We start from the raw sequence: 22,366 nt of genomic DNA on the forward strand, positions 1-22,366 counted from the left end.
GTAAATTTGTGTGAAATAAAAATCTGCCGGGGCGGGTCTTATCCATAGTGCCTCACTCAGCCCCGGGAGTTTTTCATGTTGATCAAGCGTCGTACCGCCCACCCCCTCACCGAACAGGATGTCACCCCGGAAGCCGTCTATCAGGACCGCCGCCTTATTCTCAAAGGGTTGGGTCTGGGCGCGGCCACCCTGGCGTTTCCCACTCAGGCCGGTGTACTCGATCTGCTGCGCGGTAAAGAGGATGCTCCCCAGTTAGCCACCAAACCGCTCAACAGCAAGCCTTCCGAGCGCCCGGCCAGTCTGGTGCTAACGCCGGAAGAGAAGGCCACCAGTTACAACAACTTCTATGAGCTTGGCACCGACAAGTCCGACCCGGCTCGCAACGGCCATTACCTCAAACCCGAACCCTGGACCCTCAAGGTGGAGGGGGAGGTGGCCAAGCCCTTTACCCTCGATGTGTGGGATCTCATCAACAAGAGCGAGCTGGAGGAGCGGATCTACCGGCTGCGCTGCGTCGAAGCCTGGTCCATGGTACTGCCCTGGAACGGCATCTCGCTGGCGGAGATCATCCGCCGTGCCGAGCCCACCAGTCGCGCCAAGTTTGTCGCCTTCGAAACCCTGTTTGACCCGAAGCAGCTGCCGGGGCAGGCCTCCAGTCTGGGGGGCGGCATCGAGTATCCCTACGTCGAAGGGCTGCGTATCGACGAGGCGATGCACCCTCTCTCTTTCCTTGCGATGGGGCTCTACGGCAAGACCCTGCCCGCCCAGAATGGCGCGCCGATCCGGCTGGTAGTGCCGTGGAAGTACGGCTTCAAGAGCATCAAGAGCATCGTCTCGATCCGGCTGGTGGAGGAGATGCCGCCAACCACCTGGAACCTGCTGGCTCCCAACGAATATGGCTTCTACGCCAACGTCAACCCGCAGGTGGATCACCCGCGCTGGAGTCAGGCCAGCGAGCGTTTCATCGGCGAAGGCGGAGTGTTTGGCGCCAAGCGTCAGCCGACCCTGATGTTCAACGGCTATGGTGACGAAGTCGCCTCGCTCTATCAGGGGATGGATCTGCGCCAATGGTACTGAGATTGAAACCAACCCATATCAGCGGCTTGCGGGCGCTGGTGCATCTGGGCTCCCTTGGCTTCCTGCTCTGGCTGGTTTTTGCCATTCCGGCAGGTCTGCTGGGGGGCGATCCGGTGCCCGAGCTTATCCACTACCTTGGCAAGGGGGCGCTCAATCTGCTGCTGCTCACCCTGCTGGTGTCGCCGCTGGCCAAGCGCTGGCGGCAGGGGCAGCTCATCAAGCTGCGCCGCCCCCTCGGGCTCTGGTGTTTTGCCTGGGCGCTGCTCCACTTCATGGCGTGGCTGGGGCTGGATCTGCAGTTTGACTGGGGCCTGATTGGCGGCGAGCTGGTCAAGCGCAGCTACATAGTAGTGGGGATGGTAGCGTTGTTGCTGTTGGCCGCCCTCAGCATCACCTCGCTGCCCGCATTGCAGCGCCGCATGGGCGCCGCATGGCAGAAGCTGCACAACTGGGTCTATGCCATCGCCCTGCTGGTGCCGGTGCATTACTGGTGGTCGCTCAAGAGCGGTTGGGGGGAGCCCCTCATCTACCTGATGCTGGCCTACGCCCTGCTCTGGCCGAGGCGGGAGAAGCTGCTGCGCCCCATGCGGGGACGCTGGAATGCAAAAGAGGCCTAATCGGCCTCTTGTTGTTTGATCTCGCCAGTGTAGGCATCGACGATGAGATGCACCTTCTGATCCTGGCGATTGAGGGTTTTGACCTCGAATTTGTCCCCTTCCAGCTCCACTTCCCGAATGTCGTGATACCCTTGTGCCAGCAGGAGTTTGACCAGCCCGGCCATGTCGAGACGGCTCTGGGCCGCCCAGCTTGTGGCACTCAACAGGCAAAGGATCAGCAGGAAACTGCGCGGGATCATATTCATTCCGGATTCATGGCTGGCAGACTATAAACGCCATTATGTTAGGTTTTTGGAGATGAATCATCCATGAATAGAGCGCTCCCTCTGCTTGGGTTATTGCTGCCGTTGCTGGCACAGGCGGTCACGCCTGATGAAGCCATGCTGCAGCAAGCTGTCCATGAGGGATGGGTTCGGCCCTTCCATGAAATGATGGAGGTGGCGGCCAGATTGCCGGTGCGGGTGTTGCGGGTGGATCTGGGGGAAGAGGATGGTATCTGGCTCTATGAACTGCGAGTCATCGATCGGGAAAACAGCGTGATCAAGGTAGCCTATCGGGCCGACAACCTTGAGCTGGTGTGGGCCAAGGGCCACCATCTGGAGCGGTTGTTCGAACCGCCAAAGCCCCCGGTCGAGGATGATGAATAACCCCTGTGTGGAAGCCTGTTCATGCGAATTCTGATTGTTGAAGACGAAAAAATTCTGGCTGGCCAGCTGGCCGAACAGCTGCGCCTCTCCGGCTTTGTCACCGACCTATGCCACGACGGCAACGAGGCCGGTTTCCTCGGCGAGACCGAACCCTACGACGCCATCATTCTTGACCTCGGCCTGCCGGGGCGCGATGGCCTGAGCGTGCTGAAGGAGTGGCGCAGCAAGGGGATCGATACCCCTGTACTGGTGCTGACCGCCCGTGGCCAGCTGCACGAGAAGATCGAGGGGCTCAACGCCGGTGCCGATGACTACCTCACCAAGCCGTTCCAGGTGGCCGAGCTGGTGGCGCGGGTCCATGCGCTGGTGCGCCGGGCGGCAGGCAACGCCAGCTCCATTCTGGAGATTGGTGGGGTGCGGCTCGACATGGCTGCGTCGCAGGTGTGGTACGAAGGGACTCCCATCAAACTGACCGCCCACGAGTTCCGGGTGCTCGGTTATCTGATGCAGCATCGGGGCAAGGTGGTGTCGCGCAGCGAGCTGATCGACCACATCTATGCTCAGGATTTTGACCGCGACTCCAATACCGTGGAGGTGTTCATCGGCCGGATCCGCAAGAAAACCAACCCCGATCTGATTGAGACAGTGCGCGGCCTCGGGTACCGGATCAACGAATGAGGCTGGTCAGAACCCTGCGGGGGCGACTGGTCGCCATCGCGCTGGTGTGGTGCGGGCTGTTTCTGTTCGCCACCGGTTTCAGTCTGCAGACCATGATGCGCAACTATTGGCAGGAGGCGGAGGCCGACGGCCTTCGCCTGCAGCTTTATGATCTGCTCTCCCGGCTGGAAGTGGCCAAAACCGGCCTGCCGGTGGTCACCGGCTCCCTCTCCGATCCCCGCTTCAATCAACCCTACTCCGGCTACTACTGGCAACTGGAGCTGGGCCGCGATGTAGTGGGGCGCTCCCGTTCCCTGTGGGATACCAACCTGAAGAGCGACGGCCTCAAGTCGGCGTTTGGCGATCCCGACCTCTTTGTCGGCAAGGGGCCTAACAAGGAGCCGCTGCTGATCATGACCCGCACCGTGCTGCTGCCCGGTTCGGATCGGGTGTTCACTCTGGTGATGGCCAAGGACAGCAGCGCTCTGACCCAAACCCTCAACAAGACTCGGATCAGCCTGTTCCTAGGCCTCGGCTTTGCCGCCGCCGGTCTGGTACTCGGCTTCATGTTCCAGATCGTCTACGGCTTGCGGCCGCTGCACTTGCTGCGCCGTGAACTGGGGCGAGTTCATGAGGGCCATCAGGAGGGGTTCCGGCTGCGCTATCCGCTGGAGATCCAGCCGCTGGTGGAGGATATCAACCGGCTGCTGCACCACTACGGCGAGCTGCTGCAGCGGGCGCGTTCCCACACCGGTAATCTGGCCCACGCCCTCAAGACGCCGCTCAGCATCATGCGTAATCAGGTGGCCCAGTTGCCGCCGGAGGATCAGGCTGCCATCGGCGAGCAGCTCGACCAGATCCAGCGCCATATCGATTATCACCTTGGCAAGGCACGGGTGACCGGTGCCGCCAAGATCCTCGGGGTCTCGACCCCGGTGCGGGCGCGGGTGGAGTATATCTGCCGCGCCTTTTCCCGCCTCTATCCGGGCAAGACGGTGGATCTGCAGGTACCCGCCAATCTGGCGGTCGGGGTGGAGGAGCAGGACTTCGATGAGATGGTAGGCAACTTGCTGGAGAACGCCTTCAAGTGGTCTGCCAGCGAGCTGCGCATCTCCAGCGCCGAGCTGGGGGGCTGGATCACCTTGCGTATCGAGGATGACGGCCCCGGCATGAGCGAGGATCAGATCGCCAAGGCGGTGCTGCGCGGGGTGCGGCTCGACGAGAAGGTGCCGGGCTCGGGCCTCGGTCTCAACATCGTCTCCGACCTGGCGGAAGCCTATCGTGGCAGTTTCATCATGGGCCGCGCCGAACTGGGCGGTCTGGCCGCCTCCCTCTCGTTGCCCAAGGTGGCAAGAGTCGAGAGCTAGGCATAACATATGGCATTTGTTTTAGCCTGAGGAAGAGAAGCATGACCGACGATCCGTGGGCACTGTGTCACCTTGACGATTCGTTTGATGCCTCTGTGCTGGGGGTCAAGGGCGCCCAGATCCAGTGGTTTGAAGACAGGGATGGCCTGATCGCGTTCCTTCTGGAAGATTTTGTCGACCTGCTGGCCGATGTGGGCGAGCTGGACGAGGAGCAGACCGAGCAGGCGCGCGAGCGCTTCACCCTGCTGGTGGAGCAGAGCTTTGACGATCGCACCCTGATGGATGCCATCAACGATCTCGCCTCCGGCCTGCGTCGCATCGCCTGGTTGGGGCCGCTCTCGGAGCTGGCCGAGATCAGCGACGAGTTTGCCTCCGGCCTGCGCCGCTATTTCTGGAGCCAGTACGACGGAGATGAAGATGACCCGGACGCCTGGGTGCCGGAAGAGCTGTGGCCGCAGCTGGTGGAGTGCGCGCAGGAGTATATGGAAGAGGGGGATTTTTAAATCCGTCCGGACTATGTGTGCTCTTTGGCAGACAGATAAAGAAACGGCGCCTTGATGGCGCCGTTTTTATTGGGTGGCAATCGCCTTAGCCGTTGGCCGGTACCGCGTGGGCGGTGTTGGCCAGCACCGGGCCTGTGTACTTCTCGATCTGCAGCTGGGCCATGTGGCCGCAGTTGCCTTGCGCCAGACTGGACGAGCCTTCGTCGAAGGTGAGGCAGTTGACGTTGCCGTTCTTGCAGATGCTGCCCGCTTCGCCCGGCTTGGCCGGGTCATACCAGGCCCCTTCGCAGATCCGCACCACCCCTTGGCGCACGTCCTCGGAGAGCAGGGCGCCCACCAAAATCTGGCCGCGTTCGTTGAAGGCGCGCACCAGATCCCCCTGGGCGATGCCGCGAGCCTTGGCATCCAGCGGATGGATCATGATCGCCTCGCGGTCAGCGATGGCGAACTTGTCTCGCAGCGGAGTGTTGTCGAGCTGGGAGTGCAGCCGCTGGGTCGGGTGGGAGGTGTTGAGCGACAGCGGATAGCGCGCTGCCACCTCGCTCTTCACCCATTCCTTCGGCTCATACCACTTGGGATGGCCGGCGCAGTCGGCATAACCCATCCCGGCTACCGTGTTGGAGAAAATCTCGATCTTGCCGGACGGGGTGCCGAGCGGGTTGAGCAGCGGATTCTCGCGAAAATCGGCGTGACGGATCCACTGGCGGTTGGCTTCGGGGATCGGGAAGCGGATGTAGTTGTTGGACTCCCAGAACATATTGAACGGCGGCAGCGCGACGCGGGCGCCGCGGGCCTGCGCCGCCATGCCGTCGTACATCTGCTTGAGCCACAGCATCTCGTCCTTCCCTTCTGTGTACTGCTCCTGCACGCCCAGCTTGGCGGCGATGGCGCTGAAGATGTCGAAGTCGTTGCGGGACTCGTGCTGGGGCGGCACGCACTGATGCATCGGGAACACATAGCGCTGGGAGTAGTCGCCGCCCATTTCCAGATCGTTGCGCTCATAGCTGGTGGTGACCGGCAGCACGATATCGGCGTGCTTGGCGGTAGCGGTCCAGTAAGGCTCGTGAACGATCACGGTCTGCGGCTTGCGCCACGCCTGCAGCAGGTTGTTGGTGTCCTGATGGTGGTGGAAGGGGTTGCCGCCCGCCACGTAGACCAGCTTGATGTCCGGATAGGTCACCTTGCGGCCGTTGAAATCGATGGTCTTGCCCGGGTTGGCGAGACAGTCGGCGATGCGGGCCACCGGGATCGGTGCCGGGCTGTTCTTCGGTGCATTGCCTGCGGATATACCGGCCAGAATGCCGCCCTTGGCGGTGGGGCTGCCACCGGAGGAGTAGTGGTAGCTGAAGCCGTAGCCGCCGCCCGGCAGGCCGATCTGGCCCAGCATGGAGGCCAGAGTGACCAGCATCCAGTTCGGCTGTTCGCCGTGCTGCTGACGCTGCATGCCCCAACCGGCCATGATCATGGTGCGCTTGGCGGCCATGTCGAGGGCCAGCTGGCGGATCACCTTGGCATCGACGCCGCAGACGCTGCTCGCCCACTCGGCGCTCTTCGGTTGGCCGTCATCCTTGCCGAGCAGGTAGTTCAGGAACTTGTCGAAGCCGACGGTGTAGCGATCGAGGAAGGCTTGATCGTGCTTCTTCTCGCTGTAGAGGGTGTGAGCCACACCCAGCATCATGGCCACGTCGGTGTAGGCGTTCGGCGCAATCCACTCGGCACCGACCAGCTTGGCGGTCTCGTTGTAGATGGGATCGATGCTGATGACGCGGGTGCCCTTCTCTTTCAGCGCCATGAAGCCGGCCTGACCTTCGTGATCCGGCATGTTCCAGCTGTTCTTCAGAGTTACTTGAGCGTTGACCCCCCACAGCACCACCAGTTCGGCGTTCTCCACCACGTTGGGCCAGGCGGTCTGCTGCTCGTACACCTCAATGGAGCCCATCACATGGGACATGATCACCTGGGCCGCACCGGTGGAGTAGTCACCGGCATAACCGGTGAAGCCACCGGAGAGGTTCATCAAGCGGTGCAGCAGGGTGCGGCTATTGTGGAACATGCCGACACTCTTCCAGCCGTAGGAACCGGCGTGGATCGCCTGCGGGCCGAAGTCACTCTGCACGCGCTGGATTTCACCGGCCACCAGTTCAATCGCCTTGTCCCAGCTCACCCGTACCCACTCATCGGCACCGCGCAGCTCCGGTTTGGCGCCCGGGCCGTGTTCCAGCCAGCTCTTGCGCACCATGGGGTACTTGATGCGGTTCTTGGCGTGTACCTGGAACGGTGCCATATCGATGAGATCGTTTGGCGCCGGATCATCGGCCACCGGCTGGACGCGCACCATGCGGCCATCTTCGACGATCGCCTCGAACGCCCCCCAGTGGGCGCCGGTCAGAATGCCCTTCTGGGCGGGCACCAGAGTCGGGAACTGACTCAATGCGGTGCTGATGGCTTGTGCCAGCGCACTCTTGGGAAAAATGCCGCCGAGCAGGGGCAGGGCTGCGCAGGCGCCGAGCCCCTTGAGCAGGTTGCGGCGGGACAGATTGGTCTTCTTGTCATTGAAAAAAGTCATAACGGTTTTCCTCTGTGCCAGCCTTAGTGGGCCGCGCTCATGTCACTGGCGTGTTTCTGGACATACTGGGTCAACATGCGAGCCTGTTCCGGGGTCAGGGAGGTACGAGATTCCATCCCCTTGATGACGCCGATCCACTGGTTGGCGTTGAAGTGATCCAGCGCGGTGAGGCCGTGGCAGCCGGTACAGTTATTGGACATCAGGGTGGAGGCGTATTGCCACAGCTTGCCCTGATCGCCGATGAGCTGGCTCTGGTCGACCCAGGCAGTCAGCTTGACCTGATGCCAGGTGAGGTTGGTGGCGCTGTCGGTTTCGCTCTGGCCGGTGACCAGCGCTTTCTTGGCGGCATCGCCGACCAGTACGCTGAGGATCCGTTTGCCCGGTGCGGCGTAGAACACTTCGCTCACGCCATCCTGTTGCCAGCCTTCGATCTGCACCTTGGCGCGGCCGTTTTCGTTGGCCAGCACTTCCACCTTGGTGGAGGGCATCAGGGTGCCTTCGTCGGTCTTGGCGGCAGCATCGAGGAACAGCGGGGTGGTAGCGATGGCGTAACGGGTGGTGACGTTGGCCGGGGTCTGGGCCGCAGCCTGCGCCAGCTCGCTGGCACCGGCGGCAGCCAGGCCGCTCATGTCAGGCATGATGTGGGCGACACCGCGGTGGCAGTCGATACAGGTCTGACCCTCCTTGATGGCGACCGGGTGCTCGGCACGGGCATTGGGGCGCTGGGCCAGAATGTCCATCGCCTCGTAGCTGTGGCAGCTGCGGCAGGTAGCGGAGTCGTTGGCTTTCAGTTCGTCCCAGACGGACTGGGCCATCCGCAGCTTGTGGGCTTCATACTTTTCCGGGGTGTCGAGCGTGCCGATCGCCTCGTGATAGATATCCTTCACGGCGCGGATCTTGGTCCACAGGTAGGAGGTGGGGTCGCCCGGGATGTGGCAGTCGGCGCACTCGGCGCGGATCCCCTTGGTGTTCTGGAAGTGGACACTGCCCTGATACTCGGCGAGCGGAGTCTGCATGGAGTGGCAGGAGACGCAGAATTCGGTGGAGCTGGTCTTGTGCAGCACGGTCACGGTGACACCCAGTGCCGCGACACCCAGCAGGGCCCCGAGCAGCAGGAGCCAGAACCAGGTTTTTCTTATCAGTTTTCCAATCATGGCGGCGTTTTCCTACGGTCAATAATTACCTACATAGTACTAGTCCAATAGTAGTAGTAATGACAGGGATAAGGCGTTGACCTCCATCATGGTTTATATTTTTGATTGTTGTCACACCTTGTCTTTTGTTTCGTTGTTGACATATTTGTCGAATTAAATTCAGTTGTTTTCTGTTTTATCTATTTGTTCACTTTCCGCGACAGCTGTTAGCCCCCTCGCAAAACCCCACAAGATTCGCTGATATAGTGAGCAGTGAGCCTCAACGGAGTGTCGCTGATGAGCCCTTTCTCACTGCTGTGTGTCGCCGCCAACGTGCAACTGCTGGCCGAATTCGAACAGGAGTTGGCTCCGCTGCTCGGCCATTTCGCGCTGGTGGTGGTGGTCGGTCAGGGGTCGGCTGAGCTGGCCTTGGACGAGCTGGATCGCAAGGGGCAGCCACCCGCCGTAGTGGTGTGTGACAGCGAGCTGGGGGATGGGCGAGGGGCCGATTTTCTGATCCGCCTCGGCAGCCGTCACGAGGCGTGCCGCAAGATCCTGCTGGGCAGCCAGCCGGAGATGAAATCGATCATCGAGGCGGTCAATCTCGGTCGCCTCGACTACTACCTGCAACGCCCCTGGCGCGATGGCAGCCTGCGCCGGGCGGTGATCGAGCAAGCAAGCCACTTTGTATTGCAGCGTCCTGAGGCGGACCTGCTGAGCTATGCCGCTGTGCTCGACAACCAGAAGCTGCTACGAGCCCATGTCGATCGCCAGTTGGCAGCCTATCGGCAGGGCTTTATGGATTACACCCACTGCAGCGATGAAGAACTCTCCCGGGTGGTGATCGACGGCCTCTACCAGTTTTTCGAGGGCAATGACGAGGAGCGGGTCTGCCGCCACTACAGCCCGGGCCATGTGCTGACCCGCGAGGGGGAGCCCAACAGCTTCCTCTGGTTTATCGCCAAGGGGGAGGTGGTGCTGCGCAAGCGGGACGAGCAGGGGATCGATCAGGAGGTGGTGCACTACCGTACCGGCTCGCTGGTGGGGGGCATGTCCTTTGTGACTGGCGAACCCGCCTTCACCACCGGCGTGACCCTGACCGGTGCCGAGGTGATCAAGCTCGACAAGCTGCAATTCTCCCGGGTGATGCAGGCGCGCAGCGAACTGCTCCCCTCCTTTACCAACCTGCTGCTGCGTCACTTCAATCGCCGTCTGCAAAACAGCATCCGCACCGAGATGCGGCTGCAACAGACCCTCAACTCCCTCGATGCTGCTTACGCCCAGCTGGTGGAGAGCGAAAAGATGGCGATGCTGGGTCAGCTGGTGGCCGGTGTCGCCCACGAGCTGAACAACCCGGTGGCGGCCATTATCCGTGGCAGCGAGATCCTGCGGGCCGCCATCCCTGACCTGGTCAATCTTGAACTGCCCGCCTCTATCAAGGGGCTTGGCAACCAGACCCTCTGTCAGGCGCTCTCCTCCCTGCCGGTCTCGACCAGCGAGATCCGTGACAAGACCCGGCAGGCTGAGGGGCGCTTTGGCGATCGCCAGCAGGCGCGGCTGGCGGTGCAGATGAATCTGGATGACGAGCTGAACTGGCAGCGCTGGTTTGCCAGCCGCACCGCCGCCGAGCGGGAGGCGCTGCTCTCCCGGCTGGAGCTGTTCCAGCAGACCGGCAGCTTCCTGCGCAATATCGAAGTGTGTGCCCGTCGCATCGGCGATCTGGTCAAGAGCCTCAAGCAGTATGCCCGGCAGGATCGGGCCGAGCCCTCGCTGGTAGACCTGCACGAGGGGCTGGAAGATACCTTGATGATTTTCGAAAACCGCCTCAAGCATCATGAGCTCTGCAAGGAGTACCAGCCGTTGCCGCTGGTGCGCTGTCACCCCATCGCCCTGCAACAGGTGTGGACCAACCTGATCGCCAACAGTCTGGATGCCATGAGCTGCTCGGGGCGACTCACCATCCGCACCGGGTTGCTGGATCCCGAGTGGGTCATGGTGGAGATCGAGGATAGCGGTTGCGGCATCGAGCCCGAGCTGTGGCAGCGGATCTTCGATCTCAACTTCACCACCAAGCGGGAGGGCCATTTCGGCCTCGGTATCGGTCTGAGCGTCTCGCTGCAGATAGTTCAGCAGCACCACGGCCGGATTGAGGTGGACTCGGCGCCGGGCCGCTACACCCGGATGCGGGTCTGTCTGCCGCTGGATGGCATGGGGCAGGCCGGTTACGGGGGCGAACCTCATCACAACAAGGAGCATGCGGCCTGAGCGGTGGCCAGCATCAATCGCGCGGCGTGCCAAACCATGTCGCCAAGGAGGAGCAATGAACAAACACTATCTGATCCTGTGTGTGGACGATGAGCGGGAGGTGCTGGATGCGGTGATCCACGATCTTGCCCCGTTCCGTTCCCACTTCGAGCTGGAGGCGGCCGAGAGCGTCGATGAGGCGCGTGCGGTGGTGGAGGAGTGGGAGCGCGACGGCAACAAGCTGGCGCTGATCCTTTGTGACCACATCATGCCGGGAACCCTGGGGGTCGATTTTCTGGTAGAGCTGAACCGGCGTGCCACCACCCGCGCCAGCCGCAAATTGCTGCTGACCGGACAAGCGGGGCTGGAGGCCACCGTCGAAGCGGTCAATCGCGGCGGGTTGCACTACTACCTTGCCAAGCCGTGGAAGCTGGAGACCCTGCAAGAGGCTGTGCGCGAACAGCTGACCGACTACCTGCTGGCGGAAGATGGCGAAAATGCCTTCCACTATGCGCCGCTGCTCAATCAGGCGCGGCTGTTTGCCGCCATCCACGATCACCCGTTCGACGAATAGGGGCAGTTGGGCTTTCGCGGTGGCAGTTGTATACTGTCTGCATATACAGTATTGCAGGTAGTCACCGATGCGACTCTTTATTGCCGAGAAGCCCACGCTGGGCCGCGCCATTGCCGATGCCCTGCCCAAGCCCCACAAGAAGGGCGACGGTTTTATCGAAACAGCCCAGGGGGATGTGGTCACCTGGTGTATCGGCCATCTGCTGGAGCAGGCCGAGCCCGATGCCTATGACGCCGCCTTCAAGCAGTGGCGGATGGAGCATCTCCCCATCATCCCCGCCCAGTGGCAGCTGGTGGCCAAGCCCAAGACCAAAACCCAGCTCACCGTCATCAAGCGACTGATCAAGCAGGCGGACTGCGTGGTCAACGCCGGTGACCCGGACCGGGAAGGGCAACTGCTGGTGGATGAGGTGATCGACTTTCTCGGCTACCCGAAATCCAAGCCGGTGCAGCGCTGCCTCATCAGCGATCTCAACCCGCCTGCGGTGCGCCGCGCCCTCGACAAACTGAGGGACAACAAGGAGTTCGTACCGCTGGCGGTCTCGGCGCTGGCCCGCAGTCGGGCCGACTGGCTCTACGGTATCAACATGACCCGCGCCTATACCCTGCTCGGGCGCAAGGCGGGTTGCAGCGAGCTGCTCTCGGTCGGTCGGGTGCAGACTCCGCTGCTGGGGCTGGTGGTGCGGCGGGATCTCGAGATCGAGGCCTTCGTGCCCAAACCCTTCTACGAGGTGCTGGCCCATCTGCTGACCGATAGCAACGAGCGCTTCACCGCCAAGTGGCTGCCGTCCGAAGCCTGCCTGCCGTGGCAAGATGAGGAGGGGCGGGTGCTCAACCGGGCGCTGGCCGACAAGGTGGTGAGCCGGATCAACGGCCAGCCCGCACAGGTCGAATCGGTGGAGGAGCAGGCCCGCAAGCAGGCGGCGCCGCTGCCCTACAACCTCTCCAGCCTGCAGATCGATGCCGCCAAGCGCTTCGGCATGGATGCCAAGCGGGTGCTCGACATCTGCCAGAGCCTCTACGAGCGTCACAAGCTCATCACCTATCCGCGCTCCGACAGCCGCTATCTGCCGACCGACCATTTCAAGCGGGCCGAGCAGGTGCGCAGTGCCATCGCCGCCACAGCGCCCGCGCTGGCCAAGGCAGTTGCCGAGGCGGACGGCAAGATCCGCAGCAAGGCGTGGAACGACAGCAAGGTGGATGCCCACCACGCCATCATCCCCACCGAGAAGCAGGGCAACCCCGGTATGCTGGGGGCCGACGAGGCGAAGCTCTATGGCCTGATTGCCCGCCAGTATCTGCTGCAGTTCTATCCCCCGTTCGAATACAACGACAGCAAGGTGCTGCTGCGCATCGCCGGTGGCCTGTTTCAGGCCAAGGCGCGGCGAATCCTCAAGGCGGGCTGGAAGGTGCTGCTCGGAGTGGAGGAGGATGACGACGAAGAGAAGGCCGGTACCCTGCCGGCTCTGAAGGAGGGCGAACAACTGCTGTGCGAGCGGGGCGAGTTGCAGGAGAAGATGACCCAGCCACCCAAGTCGTTCACCGATGCCACCCTGCTGGCGGCCATGACCGGCATCGCCCGCTATGTGCAGAATCCCGAGATCCGCAAGACCCTGCGCGACACCGACGGTCTCGGTACAGAAGCGACCCGGGCCGGCATCATCGACCTGCTGTTCAAGCGTCGCTTTCTGGTGCGTCAGGGCAAGAGCATCAAGGCGACCCCGACCGGGCGGGCGCTGGTGCAGGCGCTGCCTGCTACTGCCACCACGCCGGATATGACGGCGCTGTGGGAGCAGAGCCTTGGCCAGATCGCCGAGCGCCACGGCAGCTACCAGCAGTTTATGGGGCCGCTCACCGAGCAGCTCAACGGCCTGATCGAGGGGGCGCGGCAGGACTCCGGCGCCAGCTTCAGCGCCCTGCCCAAGGAGGCGCCGGGTGCCGGTAAGCGGCGTTTTACCAAACGCAAGAGTCCGGCAGCCAGCACGACTGGCGGGCCCCGACCGCGCAAGACGACCAGCAAGCGCCAGACCAGGGCGGCATAACGAAAAAAGGCGCCCATCCCGGGCGCCAAAGGCATTGTTGTCAGGCTGCCTGAGTGGACAAGCTGGCACGGATCCTGTGCTGGTAGTGCAGAACCACACCGAGAAACACCAGATCCTTGAACAGGAAGAACTCGGTGACTGGCACGCCATCAACCACTTTCCAGACACCTGTCAGGGTCAGCAGGAAGCTCAGCGTCGTCAGGAAGGTGACGATAGCCCCCATGCTGCACCAGTAACCGATGCGAGGTTGCCACAGACCCACGACCAGTCCGATGGCGATCACTATCTCGACCACCCCGATCAGGTTCGATACGCTCTGTTCCGACAGGGGGCCATAGAGCCAGCTCATCAAGGGGTGGCTGGCTACCAGTGGTTTGATGGCGGCTGCCTCTGTCGGGGTAAACTTGAAGACGCCGATCCAGAGCAGGGTCAATACCACGCCCGCCAGGGCGACAAGAAAGCCTTTGTCATGTTGCTGCATGGGGGGCTCCTTGTTTAAGGGGTCAGAGTGACGGGCGGGAAGTCGATCTCGGTCGCCGCCAGGTGGTTGCCATAGTTGGTCAGGGTATTGACCACCACCTGGCCGAGCACCTCCAGCAGCAGCTCGTCATCTACGCCTGCGGCACGGGCGCTAGCAAGCTGCTCGTCACTGATCACCCCGCGCTGACTGACCAGCGCTGTTGCCAGTTGCAGCAGGGCGTGATCAAGGGGAGCCGAGGCCTGGCCGAGTCGGGCAGCCCGGATCTCCTGGGCCGAGAATCCGGCCTTGCCCGCCAGTAGTGTGTGGGCAGACAAACAGTATTGGCAGGCGTTGGCTTGACCTATGGCCAGTGCCAGCAACTCCCGTTGTGGGGCAGTGAGACGCCCCTTGCCAAGCGCCTCGGCAAAGGCCAGGAAGCCATTGAGCAGGGCTGGCGAGTGGGCCAGGGTGGCGTAGAGGTTGGGCACCATACCCAGATTGCGGTGCAGGGTGGCCAGGGTCTGGGCGGCTGCGGGTTGCGGTTGGGATACGGGTTGGATACGGCTCATAATCTTCTCCTGGGGTAGTGAAGGTACGGGAGACAGTGTGCCGTCATTCGTGATACGGTTTATCACTCATCGTCTGCAAATAAATACCATTCGTCTCAAATATGGATCCGCTCTCTGCCCTGTTGGTTCATGCCTCCCCCGAAGCCAAGATCTTCTTCGCCGGCAACCTGTGCCAGAACTCCTCCAGTGATGAGTATCCGAGTGGCGGACATCTTCATCTGCTGCGCAGCGGTGCCGTCATGCTGCGTGAAGAGGGGGGAACCAGCTTGCTGCTCGAGGAGCCGACTCTGATCCTGTTCCCTCGGGGACGTCCTCACAAGCTTGAACCCAGAACTCTGGGGGGTTGTGATTTGGTGTGCGCCAATGTCGTATTCGGCAAGGGGGGAGCATCGCCGTTGCAACTGGCATTACCGGGCTCGCTGGTGCTGCCGCTACGTGAGTTGCCTGCCCTGACACCGGTGCTGAGTCAGCTGTTTGAAGAGGCGTTTCACCCCCGCTACGGGCAGGATCCGCTGATCTCCCGCTTGCTGGAGGTATTGTTGATCCTGCTGCTGCGTCATCTGGTCGAGCAAGGGGTGTGTCAGCAGGGGATGCTGGCAGGTATTTCCGATCCCCAGTTGGCCAAGGCGATCTCGGTGATGCATCAGCGTGGGGATGAACCCTGGACGGTGGCCACGCTGGCGCGGGAGGCCGGCATGTCGCGGGCCCGCTTTGCCGCGAGGTTTCAGGAGCGGGTTGGTCAAGCGCCGCTTGGTTATCTGACCCGCTGGCGCATGGCGCGAGCCTGCCAGCAACTACTGGCGGGGGAGCCCATGGTGCAGGTGGCGCTTGGGGCGGGGTATAGCAGTAGTGTTGCCTTTGGTCGGGCATTCGAGCGGGAGCTGGGGGTGAGCCCGGGGCGCTGGCTTAAGACGCAACAACAAGCCGAATAAAAAATGGGGCAGCCAGTGGCTGCCCCGTGTTCATAACCGGTCAGCCGGTATAGACGTTCTCTTCCGGATAACGGATGCGGGTCTCGACCGGGCGGGCCAGCATAAAGGCCAGGGTCAGGGGGCCGAGACGGCCGCAGATCATCACCAGCACCAGGATCAGCTTGCCCGGCTCGCTCAGGGAGGCGGTGATGCCGGTGGAGAGGCCGACGGTAGCAAATGCCGAGATGGTCTCGAACATGATTTTGTCGAACGGCAGATCCTCGGTCACCATCAGCAGGAACATCGCCAGCATCAGCACCATGGTGCTGACGATGATGATGGCCAGCGATCGGGTCACGATCTGGGGCGACAGGGTGCGGCCAAAAGCAGTGACATGGGGCCGTTTGGTCAGAAATGCCTTGGTCGCCAGCAGCACTACGGCGAAGGTGGTGACTTTGATACCACCACCGGTTGAGGTGGCACCGGCACCGATAAACATCAACATCATCAGGAACAGCAACGCTGCCGGGGTCATCAGCCCGATATCTATGGTATTGAAACCGGCGGTACGGGCGCTGGCAGACTGGAAGAAGGCAGCCAGCAGCTGGCCACCGATACCGGCCTTGCCGAGGGTGCCCGGGTTGTTGTGTTCCAGTAGCCAGAACATCAGGGTACCGGCCAGCAGCAGCGCCGGGGTCATCAGCAGCATCAGCTTGCTGTGCAGCTTGAGCTTGCGCCAGCGGCGGTTGCGCACCAGATCGACGATGACGGTAAAGCCGATCCCTCCCAGGATCAGCAGACCGGCGATGGTCAGGCTGATGATGGGGTCGTCCCTATAGTCCATCAGGTTGTTGGCAAACAGCGAAAACCCGGCGTTGTTGAAGGCCGAGACCGCGTGGAAGAAGCTGACATAGAGGCCGTGCACCCATCCCATCTCGGGCACCCAGCGGATCGCCATGATGCCGGTACCGATCAGTTGGGCGATAAAGGCGAACAGCACGATCCGTTTGACCAGCTGAATGATGTTGACCGAGCCTTCCTGTCCCAGCGCCTCCTTGGCCAGTACCTGCTGGCGCAGACCGACCCGCTTGCTGAAGATGGCGATCAGCAGCAGGGTCATGGTCATCTGGCCCAGACCGCCGATCTCCATCAGCATCAACAGAAAAATCTGCCCCTGCAGGGTAAAGGCGGTGCCGGTATCCACCACGCCAAGACCTGTCACGCTGATGGCCGAGGTGGCGGTAAACAGGGCGTTGACGAAGGTAACCTCGCCATTGTGGCTGGAGGGTTGCACCAGAAAGATGGTGCCAATCAGCAGAATGATCAGAAAGCTGCCGAGGATCAGCCGGGCTTCGCTCCAGCGAGAGTCCTGCTCCCGATGGAGGGCGAAGGCGTAGCTGCTGCGCCAGTTGATCATAGGGTTTCGAGCCAGTGGTCGATGGCGTGCTTGTTGCCCGCCAGGATCAGGATGTCGCCCAGTTGCAGCTCCATCTTGCCGGTCAGCACGTTGTGCAGCACATCACCACGCTTGATGGCGAGCAGCTGGAAATCGCTCTGTTGCAGCAGGTGGAAGTCGCCCAGTTCCCGGCCGTTCTGTTGCAGGCCGATTACGAACTCGGTCAGCACCATGTCGTGGCCCAGCTCCAGATAGTCGAACAGCCGGTTGTCCAGCATGCTCTGGGCGACCCGGCGGCCCATGTCCCACTCCGGGTTGATCACCTTGTCGGCGCCCACTTTCTGCAGGATCTTGGCGTGGAACTTGTCGCGCGCCTTGACCCACACCTTCTTCACGCCTGCCTCTTTCAAGACGAGGGTGGTGAGGATGCTGGTCTCCAGGTTGTCACCGATGGCAACGAAGACGATATCGAAATTGGCCAGTCCCAGCTCGGCTACGGTGGCCTCGTCGGTAGCATCCGCCACGATAACGTGATTGCAGAGGGCGGCGATTTGCCGGGTCTTGCTCTCGTCGATATCGATGGCCAGTACTTCGGCATCTTGCCGTTGCAGCTCTTCGCACAGCGCGCTGCCAAACAGGCCCAGGCCGATGACGGCAAACTGGTTGTTCATGAGTTGTTCCTCAGCAGTTGAAGTCGCCTACTCTAAACCACTGCTATTCCCCCGAAAAGGGCTCGGGTTTTTCGTCATGGGGTAACTTGAGGTAGACTGCGCCCTTGCACCAAGCCGGGATAGACCGATGAAACTGAATGCCAACGCCTCCTTGTTGAAGCTCAACACCCTTGCCCTCGATGCGTACTGCCTCTGGCTGGCCGAGGTGGAGCAGGTTGCCGATCTGGCGACCCTGCGTGCCGACCCGCAGCTCAACCAGCTGCCGCGCCTCAATCTGGGCGGCGGCAGCAACATGCTCTTCACCACGGATTTTCTCGGTCTGGTGGTGCTCAACCGGCTCAAGGGGATTACCGCTGAAGATGGCGGCGATCACTGGTTGCTCCATGTGGCGGCGGGTGAAGATTGGCATCAGCTGGTGCGTCATACCTTGCAACAGGGCTGGTTCGGGCTGGAGAATCTGGCGCTCATTCCCGGTACGGTCGGTGCAGCGCCGGTGCAGAACATCGGTGCGTATGGCGTTGAGCTGGCCGACTTCTGCGCCTATGTCGAGGCGTTCAACTGGCACAGTGGCGAGATTGAACGGATCGCGGCGGCAGAGTGCCGCTTCGGTTATCGCGACAGTATCTTCAAACACGAGTATCAGGATTCCCACCTGATCACCGCCGTCGGGCTCAAACTGCCCAAGGCGTGGCAACCGGTGCTGGGCTATGGCCCGCTGGCGGCGCTCGGTGACGCGCCTTCGGCGCAGGCCATCTTCGATACCGTCTGTGCCACCCGCATGGCCAAGCTTCCGGATCCCGCCGTACTCGGCAATGCGGGCAGCTTCTTCAAAAATCCGGTGGTGCCTGCCGCGCTGGCGGAGTCGCTCAAGTCGCGCTACCCGCAGATGCCCTGCTATCCGGCTGGAGAAGGGCAGGCCAAGCTGGCGGCGGGCTGGCTCATCGATCAGTGCGGTCTGAAAGGTTTCGCCATTGGCCGCGCCGCTGTTCATCAGGAGCAGGCGCTGGTGCTGGTCAATCTGGGGGGCGCCAGTGCCATGGAGCTGATCGCGCTGGCGGCTCATGTCCGTGACAGCGTGGAGCAGACGTTTGGCGTGGTGCTGGAGCACGAGGTGCGTTTTATGGGTGCGCATGGTGAAACCTGGCTCGACGAGGTGCTCTCATGACCCTTACTCCCATCAGACAGACCCTGATCACTCTGCTTAGCGACGGCCAGTTTCACTCCGGCGAGCAGCTGGGTGAGCAGCTCGGCATCAGCCGGGCTGCGGTAAGCAAACACATGGCGGCGCTCAAGGAGCTGGGGCTGGATCTCTTTAGCCTGACCGGCAAGGGCTACCGGCTGGCGGTGCCGATGGCGCTCTATGATCAGGCCACCTTGCAGGTACTGGCCCCGATGGCGCCGGTGCACTGTTTTCCGGTCATTGGCTCGACCAACCAACACCTGCTGGATCGGGTCAATGAGCTGCGCTCTGGCGAGAGCTGTCTGGCCGAGTGCCAGACAGCCGGGCGCGGTCGTCGTGGCAAACCCTGGATTTCGCCGTTTGGTTGCCAGCTGATCCTCAGCATGTACTGGCGGCTGGAACAAGGCATGGCGGCGGCCATGGGGCTGAGTCTGGCGGTCGGCGTGGCAGTGGTTGAAGCGCTGGAGTCCCTTGGCTATCAAGGCGTCGAGCTCAAGTGGCCGAACGACCTCTACTATCAGGGCCGCAAGTTGGCGGGAATACTGGTGGAGATGAGCGGTAGCGCCGGGGCCAGCTGTCATCTGGTGATCGGCATCGGTCTCAATCTGGCGATGCCTGCCCGTGAAGGGGAGAAGATCGATCAGGCCTGGGCCGAGCTGCGCCACATCAATCCCGAGCTGGTGGATCGCAATCAGTTGGCGGCCCGGATGATCGTCCATCTGCAGCGGGCGCTGCACACCTTTGAGCAACAGGGGTTGGCAAGCTTTGTCGATGAGTGGAACCGGCTCGATCACTTTGCCGGTCGCCCGGTGCGCCTGCTGATGGGGGATCAGGAGATCCGCGGCATCGCTCGTGGTATCGACGATCGCGGCGCCCTGCGACTGGAGACAGGCGAAGGGATCAAATTCTATCTGGGGGGCGAGCTCTCCCTGCGCCGGGGCGACTGAGGGTCAGCAAGGCCGCTCATGATGCCAAATAGAAGAGGGGGCCTGCGGGCCCCCTCTTCTATTTGGCAACTGCAGTCATCATTTGCGCAGTTTGATCTGCTCGATGGCGTGCTCATGGCCCTTGGTCATGATCAGGTTGGCTCGCTCACGCGTTGGCAGGATATTTTCTTGCAAATTCAGATAGTTGATATCTTGCCAGATGTTGCTCGCGATCTGGGTCGCCTCACTCTCCGCCAGCTTGGCGTAGTTATGGAAGTAGGAGTCGGGATCCGAGAAGGCGCCGCTGCGGAATTTCAGGAAGCGTTCGATATACCAGGTACGCAGCAGTTCGGCATCGGCATCCACATAGATGGAGAAGTCGACAAAGTCTGACACGAAGACCCGATGGGGCTCCTGAGGGTAGTCCATGCCGCTTTGCAGCACATTGAGCCCTTCCAGGATCAGGATGTCCGGCTGCTCCACCACCTTTTTCTCATCGGGAATGATGTCGTAGATAAGGTGGGAGTAAACCGGCGCTTCGACCTTCTCGTGACCGGCGCGGATATTGGCGACAAATTCCACCAGATGGCGGATATCGTAGGATTCCGGGAACCCCTTGCGACGCATCAGGCCGCGCTCTTCCAGTACCTTGTTGGGATAGAGGAAGCCGTCGGTGGTGACCAGCTCCACCCGCGGATGTTCCGGCCAGCGCTCCAGCAGGGCCTGCAGAATACGGGCTGTGGTACTTTTGCCCCCCGCCACGCTGCCGGCAATGCTGATGATATAAGTGCCCTTGCCGCGGGACTGGCCGAGGAACTGCTCCAGCACCCGGCTGCGACGCTGTTTGGCTTTGACATAGAGATTGAGCAGGCGGGAGAGAGGCAGATATATCTCTTCCACTTCCCGCAATGACACCTTCTCGTTGATCCCGCGCAGGGTCTGCAGATCGTGTTCGGTCAGGGTCAGGGGGACCGAATCGCGCAATAACGCCCATTGTTCGCGGGTGAATTGCAGATAGGGGTTATGCTCTGTCGTCATGGTGTCATCACTGTTTCTTGGGCACGGCGACCATACACCAAGGGGGGGGGAGCGACAAGGGACGCAGCAGGATTGGCTTGTTTGCCCCCGCTTTTTTGCAAACTTCCCAGCAATAAAGCATATTTTGCCGGGTTCAATGGTTGCATCCCCCAAAACCTTACAATAAAATGCGCGACGCTTGACTGTCTGTCGTCTATTTGCCGTGCAAAAGCGATAAACACAACGGGTGCAAGCAGAATTACCGTTGTGACAATCTGGCGTCTGGAGGGGTTCCCGAGCGGCCAAAGGGATCAGACTGTAAATCTGACGGCTCTGCCTTCGAAGGTTCGAATCCTTCTCCCTCCACCATATTTCTCTGCGGTTTGAGTTCTTTGGGTTAGAGAAATGCGGGCATCGTATAATGGCTATTACCTCAGCCTTCCAAGCTGATGATGCGGGTTCGATTCCCGCTGCCCGCTCCAAGATGCTGATATGGCTCAGGCGTTAGCAGAGCCGCACCCTAGGGTGAGTTCGGCAAGCGAACCAGCCATCAGTACCTCTCTTCTCTTTCCCACCAGATTCAAATCCATCATATAAACTGTTCTGTGGTTAGCTTGCCACCGCGTACTCAGCGTTAGTTTAGAGGGACGATCATGTCTAAAGAAAAATTTGAGCGTAATAAACCGCACGTTAACGTGGGTACCATCGGCCACGTTGACCACGGTAAAACCACCCTGACTGCAGCTATCACCAACGTGCTGGCCAAGCACTTCGGTGGTAAAGCTTTCGCCTTCGACCAGATCGACAAGGCACCGGAAGAGCGTGAGCGTGGCATCACCATCAACACCTCCCACGTAGAATACGACACCGCTACCCGTCACTACGCCCACGTAGATTGCCCGGGTCACGCCGACTACGTTAAAAACATGATCACCGGTGCTGCCCAGATGGACGGCGCGATCCTGGTAGTAGCAGCGACTGACGGCCCGATGCCGCAGACTCGTGAGCACATCCTGCTGGGTCGTCAGGTTGGTATCCCGTACATGATCGTGTTCATGAACAAGTGTGACATGGTTGATGACGAAGAGCTGCTCGAACTGGTTGAGATGGAAGTTCGTGAACTGCTGACCGAGTACGACTTCCCGGGTGATGACCTGCCGGTAGTTCGTGGTTCCGCACTGAAAGCGCTGGAAGGCGACGCTCAGTGGGAAGAGAAGATCATCGAGCTGGCTGGCCACCTGGATACCTACATCCCGGAGCCGGAGCGCGCGATTGACCAGCCGTTCCTGATGCCTATCGAAGACGTATTCTCTATCGCTGGCCGTGGTACCGTAGTTACCGGTCGTGTAGAGCGCGGTATCGTTAAAGTAGGTGAGACTGTAGAAATCGTTGGTATCAAAGATACCGTTTCTACCACCTGTACCGGTGTTGAAATGTTCCGTAAGCTGCTGGACGAAGGTCGTGCAGGCGAGAACATCGGCGCGCTGCTGCGTGGTGTTAAGCGTGAAGACGTAGAGCGTGGTCAGGTACTGGCCAAGCCGGGTTCTATCAAGCCGCACACCAAGTTCGAATCTGAAGTGTACGTGCTGTCCAAAGAGGAAGGTGGTCGTCATACCCCGTTCTTCAAAGGCTACCGTCCGCAGTTCTACTTCCGTACTACCGACGTGACCGGTACCATCGAACTGCCGGAAGGCGTAGAGATGGTAATGCCGGGCGACAACATCAAGATGGTTGTTACCCTGATTGCTCCGATCGCGATGGACGACGGCCTGCGTTTCGCTATCCGTGAAGGTGGCCGTACCGTAGGTGC

The 22,366-nt window shown here is 61.2% G+C and carries 21 protein-coding genes and 2 tRNA genes; 15 read left to right on the forward strand and 8 right to left on the reverse strand.

Annotated features, from left to right (window positions below; all coding sequences use genetic code 11):
- The first annotated feature begins 75 nt into the window (after window positions 1-75).
- Both msrP and msrQ read left to right on the forward strand, forming a co-directional pair.
- On the forward strand, window positions 76-1,077 hold the full coding sequence (gene msrP / locus AB5Y83_RS15265) for a protein-methionine-sulfoxide reductase catalytic subunit MsrP (protein WP_368175452.1): 1,002 nt from the start codon (window positions 76-78) through the stop codon (window positions 1,075-1,077).
- Entirely contained in the window at window positions 1,068-1,694 is a 627-nt protein-coding gene (msrQ, locus tag AB5Y83_RS15270; RefSeq protein ID WP_368175453.1) for a protein-methionine-sulfoxide reductase heme-binding subunit MsrQ, read from the forward strand. Before msrP ends, msrQ begins: the two co-directional genes overlap by 10 nt.
- Here msrQ and AB5Y83_RS15275 read toward each other — a convergent pair.
- On the reverse strand, window positions 1,691-1,939 hold the full coding sequence (locus AB5Y83_RS15275; protein ID WP_013724184.1) for a PepSY domain-containing protein: 249 nt from the start codon (window positions 1,937-1,939) through the stop codon (window positions 1,691-1,693). The genes msrQ and AB5Y83_RS15275 overlap by 4 nt on opposite strands.
- Before the next feature lie 63 nt (window positions 1,940-2,002).
- Here AB5Y83_RS15275 and AB5Y83_RS15280 point away from each other — a divergent pair, with 63 nt between their 5' ends.
- From AB5Y83_RS15280 to AB5Y83_RS15295, 4 genes are read left to right on the forward strand one after another with little or no spacing between them, the layout of a single operon-like run.
- On the forward strand, window positions 2,003-2,341 hold the full coding sequence (locus tag AB5Y83_RS15280; protein ID WP_368175454.1) for a PepSY domain-containing protein: 339 nt from the start codon (window positions 2,003-2,005) through the stop codon (window positions 2,339-2,341).
- A 21-nt stretch (window positions 2,342-2,362) separates the two neighbouring features.
- Window positions 2,363-3,019 (forward strand): response regulator transcription factor, encoded by a 657-nt coding sequence (locus AB5Y83_RS15285; protein ID WP_005339826.1) that lies wholly within the window; start codon window positions 2,363-2,365, stop codon window positions 3,017-3,019.
- The gene (locus tag AB5Y83_RS15290; RefSeq protein WP_005339828.1) at window positions 3,016-4,365 is read left to right on the forward strand and encodes a sensor histidine kinase; all 1,350 of its coding nucleotides are present in this window, start codon (window positions 3,016-3,018) and stop codon (window positions 4,363-4,365) included. Before AB5Y83_RS15285 ends, AB5Y83_RS15290 begins: the two co-directional genes overlap by 4 nt.
- A gap of 41 nt (window positions 4,366-4,406) precedes the next feature.
- A complete protein-coding gene (locus AB5Y83_RS15295; protein ID WP_108542312.1) occupies window positions 4,407-4,868 on the forward strand; it encodes a hypothetical protein in 462 nt (153 codons plus the stop codon).
- Window positions 4,869-4,953: 85 nt separating this feature from the next.
- On the opposite strand, the gene torA is transcribed toward AB5Y83_RS15295, so the two are convergent.
- The gene (gene torA, locus AB5Y83_RS15300; RefSeq protein ID WP_139428725.1) at window positions 4,954-7,434 is read right to left on the reverse strand and encodes a trimethylamine-N-oxide reductase TorA; all 2,481 of its coding nucleotides are present in this window, start codon (window positions 7,432-7,434) and stop codon (window positions 4,954-4,956) included.
- 23 nt (window positions 7,435-7,457) lie between these two features.
- A complete protein-coding gene (locus AB5Y83_RS15305) occupies window positions 7,458-8,588 on the reverse strand; it encodes a NapC/NirT family cytochrome c (protein ID WP_005339847.1) in 1,131 nt (376 codons plus the stop codon).
- Between the two features lie 276 nt (window positions 8,589-8,864).
- On the opposite strand from AB5Y83_RS15305, the gene AB5Y83_RS15310 reads away from it, so the two are divergent.
- The 3 genes from AB5Y83_RS15310 (at window position 8,865) to AB5Y83_RS15320 (ending at window position 13,426) form a co-directional block, all read left to right on the forward strand.
- Window positions 8,865-10,832 (forward strand): ATP-binding protein, encoded by a 1,968-nt coding sequence (locus AB5Y83_RS15310; RefSeq protein ID WP_368175455.1) that lies wholly within the window; start codon window positions 8,865-8,867, stop codon window positions 10,830-10,832.
- Window positions 10,833-10,887: 55 nt separating this feature from the next.
- Complete coding sequence (locus tag AB5Y83_RS15315) at window positions 10,888-11,385, forward strand: response regulator (RefSeq protein ID WP_042054822.1); 498 nt, start codon at window positions 10,888-10,890, stop codon at window positions 11,383-11,385.
- A 67-nt stretch (window positions 11,386-11,452) separates the two neighbouring features.
- Window positions 11,453-13,426, forward strand: coding sequence for a DNA topoisomerase III (locus AB5Y83_RS15320; RefSeq protein WP_368175456.1), 1,974 nt, complete (start codon window positions 11,453-11,455; stop codon window positions 13,424-13,426).
- Window positions 13,427-13,466: 40 nt separating this feature from the next.
- On the opposite strand, the gene AB5Y83_RS15325 is transcribed toward AB5Y83_RS15320, so the two are convergent.
- The gene (locus AB5Y83_RS15325) at window positions 13,467-13,907 is read right to left on the reverse strand and encodes a DUF417 family protein (RefSeq protein ID WP_075116107.1); all 441 of its coding nucleotides are present in this window, start codon (window positions 13,905-13,907) and stop codon (window positions 13,467-13,469) included.
- 14 nt (window positions 13,908-13,921) lie between these two features.
- Window positions 13,922-14,455: a carboxymuconolactone decarboxylase family protein gene (locus tag AB5Y83_RS15330; RefSeq protein WP_268011119.1), complete on the reverse strand. Its 534-nt coding sequence runs from the start codon at window positions 14,453-14,455 to the stop codon at window positions 13,922-13,924.
- Window positions 14,456-14,556: 101 nt separating this feature from the next.
- Between AB5Y83_RS15330 and AB5Y83_RS15335 the strand changes: the two genes are divergently transcribed.
- Window positions 14,557-15,387, forward strand: a complete 831-nt coding sequence (locus AB5Y83_RS15335) for an AraC family transcriptional regulator (protein WP_058058991.1) — start codon at window positions 14,557-14,559, stop codon at window positions 15,385-15,387.
- Window positions 15,388-15,427: 40 nt separating this feature from the next.
- Here the strand turns inward: AB5Y83_RS15335 and AB5Y83_RS15340 are convergent, their stop codons facing one another.
- Both AB5Y83_RS15340 and AB5Y83_RS15345 read right to left on the reverse strand, forming a co-directional pair.
- A complete protein-coding gene (locus tag AB5Y83_RS15340) occupies window positions 15,428-16,783 on the reverse strand; it encodes a TrkH family potassium uptake protein (RefSeq protein WP_005356363.1) in 1,356 nt (451 codons plus the stop codon).
- The gene (locus AB5Y83_RS15345; protein WP_005339863.1) at window positions 16,780-17,433 is read right to left on the reverse strand and encodes a TrkA family potassium uptake protein; all 654 of its coding nucleotides are present in this window, start codon (window positions 17,431-17,433) and stop codon (window positions 16,780-16,782) included. Before AB5Y83_RS15345 ends, AB5Y83_RS15340 begins: the two co-directional genes overlap by 4 nt.
- Before the next feature lie 127 nt (window positions 17,434-17,560).
- Between AB5Y83_RS15345 and murB the strand changes: the two genes are divergently transcribed.
- On the forward strand, window positions 17,561-18,598 hold the full coding sequence (gene murB, locus AB5Y83_RS15350) for a UDP-N-acetylmuramate dehydrogenase (RefSeq protein ID WP_368175457.1): 1,038 nt from the start codon (window positions 17,561-17,563) through the stop codon (window positions 18,596-18,598).
- The gene (gene birA, locus AB5Y83_RS15355; RefSeq protein WP_069555544.1) at window positions 18,595-19,560 is read left to right on the forward strand and encodes a bifunctional biotin--[acetyl-CoA-carboxylase] ligase/biotin operon repressor BirA; all 966 of its coding nucleotides are present in this window, start codon (window positions 18,595-18,597) and stop codon (window positions 19,558-19,560) included. Before murB ends, birA begins: the two co-directional genes overlap by 4 nt.
- Window positions 19,561-19,638: 78 nt before the next feature.
- Here birA and coaA read toward each other — a convergent pair whose 3' ends face one another.
- Window positions 19,639-20,577: a type I pantothenate kinase gene (coaA, locus tag AB5Y83_RS15360; RefSeq protein WP_005339877.1), complete on the reverse strand. Its 939-nt coding sequence runs from the start codon at window positions 20,575-20,577 to the stop codon at window positions 19,639-19,641.
- A 263-nt stretch (window positions 20,578-20,840) separates the two neighbouring features.
- Here coaA and AB5Y83_RS15365 point away from each other — a divergent pair.
- From AB5Y83_RS15365 to tuf, 3 genes are all read left to right on the forward strand, one after another.
- Window positions 20,841-20,925, forward strand: a tRNA-Tyr gene (locus AB5Y83_RS15365).
- 38 nt (window positions 20,926-20,963) lie between these two features.
- Window positions 20,964-21,038: transfer RNA gene (locus AB5Y83_RS15370), tRNA-Gly, on the forward strand.
- A gap of 171 nt (window positions 21,039-21,209) precedes the next feature.
- A partial coding sequence (gene tuf / locus AB5Y83_RS15375) for an elongation factor Tu (RefSeq protein WP_139441922.1) occupies window positions 21,210-22,366 on the forward strand: 1,157 nt, incomplete at its 3' end.

The organism is Aeromonas sp. R5-4 (genome assembly GCF_040908215.1).
Taxonomy (GTDB): Bacteria; Pseudomonadota; Gammaproteobacteria; order Enterobacterales; family Aeromonadaceae; genus Aeromonas; species Aeromonas veronii.

What these genes read in the sequence shown, in the direction of transcription:
- AB5Y83_RS15290 (WP_005339828.1), top strand. Translation starts at nt 3,016, where the DNA reads ATGAGGCTGGTCAGAACCCTGCGGGGGCGACTGGTCGCCATCGCGCTG.
- AB5Y83_RS15330 (WP_268011119.1), bottom strand. Translation starts at nt 14,455, where the DNA reads ATGAGCCGTATCCAACCCGTATCCCAACCGCAACCCGCAGCCGCCCAG.
- murB (WP_368175457.1), top strand. Translation starts at nt 17,561, where the DNA reads ATGAAACTGAATGCCAACGCCTCCTTGTTGAAGCTCAACACCCTTGCC.
- AB5Y83_RS15275 (WP_013724184.1), bottom strand. Translation starts at nt 1,939, where the DNA reads ATGAATATGATCCCGCGCAGTTTCCTGCTGATCCTTTGCCTGTTGAGT.
- coaA (WP_005339877.1), bottom strand. Translation starts at nt 20,577, where the DNA reads ATGACGACAGAGCATAACCCCTATCTGCAATTCACCCGCGAACAATGG.
- AB5Y83_RS15335 (WP_058058991.1), top strand. Translation starts at nt 14,557, where the DNA reads ATGGATCCGCTCTCTGCCCTGTTGGTTCATGCCTCCCCCGAAGCCAAG.
- AB5Y83_RS15280 (WP_368175454.1), top strand. Translation starts at nt 2,003, where the DNA reads ATGAATAGAGCGCTCCCTCTGCTTGGGTTATTGCTGCCGTTGCTGGCA.
- AB5Y83_RS15295 (WP_108542312.1), top strand. Translation starts at nt 4,407, where the DNA reads ATGACCGACGATCCGTGGGCACTGTGTCACCTTGACGATTCGTTTGAT.
- AB5Y83_RS15315 (WP_042054822.1), top strand. Translation starts at nt 10,888, where the DNA reads ATGAACAAACACTATCTGATCCTGTGTGTGGACGATGAGCGGGAGGTG.
- AB5Y83_RS15305 (WP_005339847.1), bottom strand. Translation starts at nt 8,588, where the DNA reads ATGATTGGAAAACTGATAAGAAAAACCTGGTTCTGGCTCCTGCTGCTC.
- birA (WP_069555544.1), top strand. Translation starts at nt 18,595, where the DNA reads ATGACCCTTACTCCCATCAGACAGACCCTGATCACTCTGCTTAGCGAC.
- msrP (WP_368175452.1), top strand. Translation starts at nt 76, where the DNA reads ATGTTGATCAAGCGTCGTACCGCCCACCCCCTCACCGAACAGGATGTC.
- AB5Y83_RS15340 (WP_005356363.1), bottom strand. Translation starts at nt 16,783, where the DNA reads ATGATCAACTGGCGCAGCAGCTACGCCTTCGCCCTCCATCGGGAGCAG.
- AB5Y83_RS15310 (WP_368175455.1), top strand. Translation starts at nt 8,865, where the DNA reads ATGAGCCCTTTCTCACTGCTGTGTGTCGCCGCCAACGTGCAACTGCTG.
- AB5Y83_RS15320 (WP_368175456.1), top strand. Translation starts at nt 11,453, where the DNA reads ATGCGACTCTTTATTGCCGAGAAGCCCACGCTGGGCCGCGCCATTGCC.
- msrQ (WP_368175453.1), top strand. Translation starts at nt 1,068, where the DNA reads ATGGTACTGAGATTGAAACCAACCCATATCAGCGGCTTGCGGGCGCTG.
- torA (WP_139428725.1), bottom strand. Translation starts at nt 7,434, where the DNA reads ATGACTTTTTTCAATGACAAGAAGACCAATCTGTCCCGCCGCAACCTG.
- AB5Y83_RS15325 (WP_075116107.1), bottom strand. Translation starts at nt 13,907, where the DNA reads ATGCAGCAACATGACAAAGGCTTTCTTGTCGCCCTGGCGGGCGTGGTA.
- AB5Y83_RS15285 (WP_005339826.1), top strand. Translation starts at nt 2,363, where the DNA reads ATGCGAATTCTGATTGTTGAAGACGAAAAAATTCTGGCTGGCCAGCTG.
- AB5Y83_RS15345 (WP_005339863.1), bottom strand. Translation starts at nt 17,433, where the DNA reads ATGAACAACCAGTTTGCCGTCATCGGCCTGGGCCTGTTTGGCAGCGCG.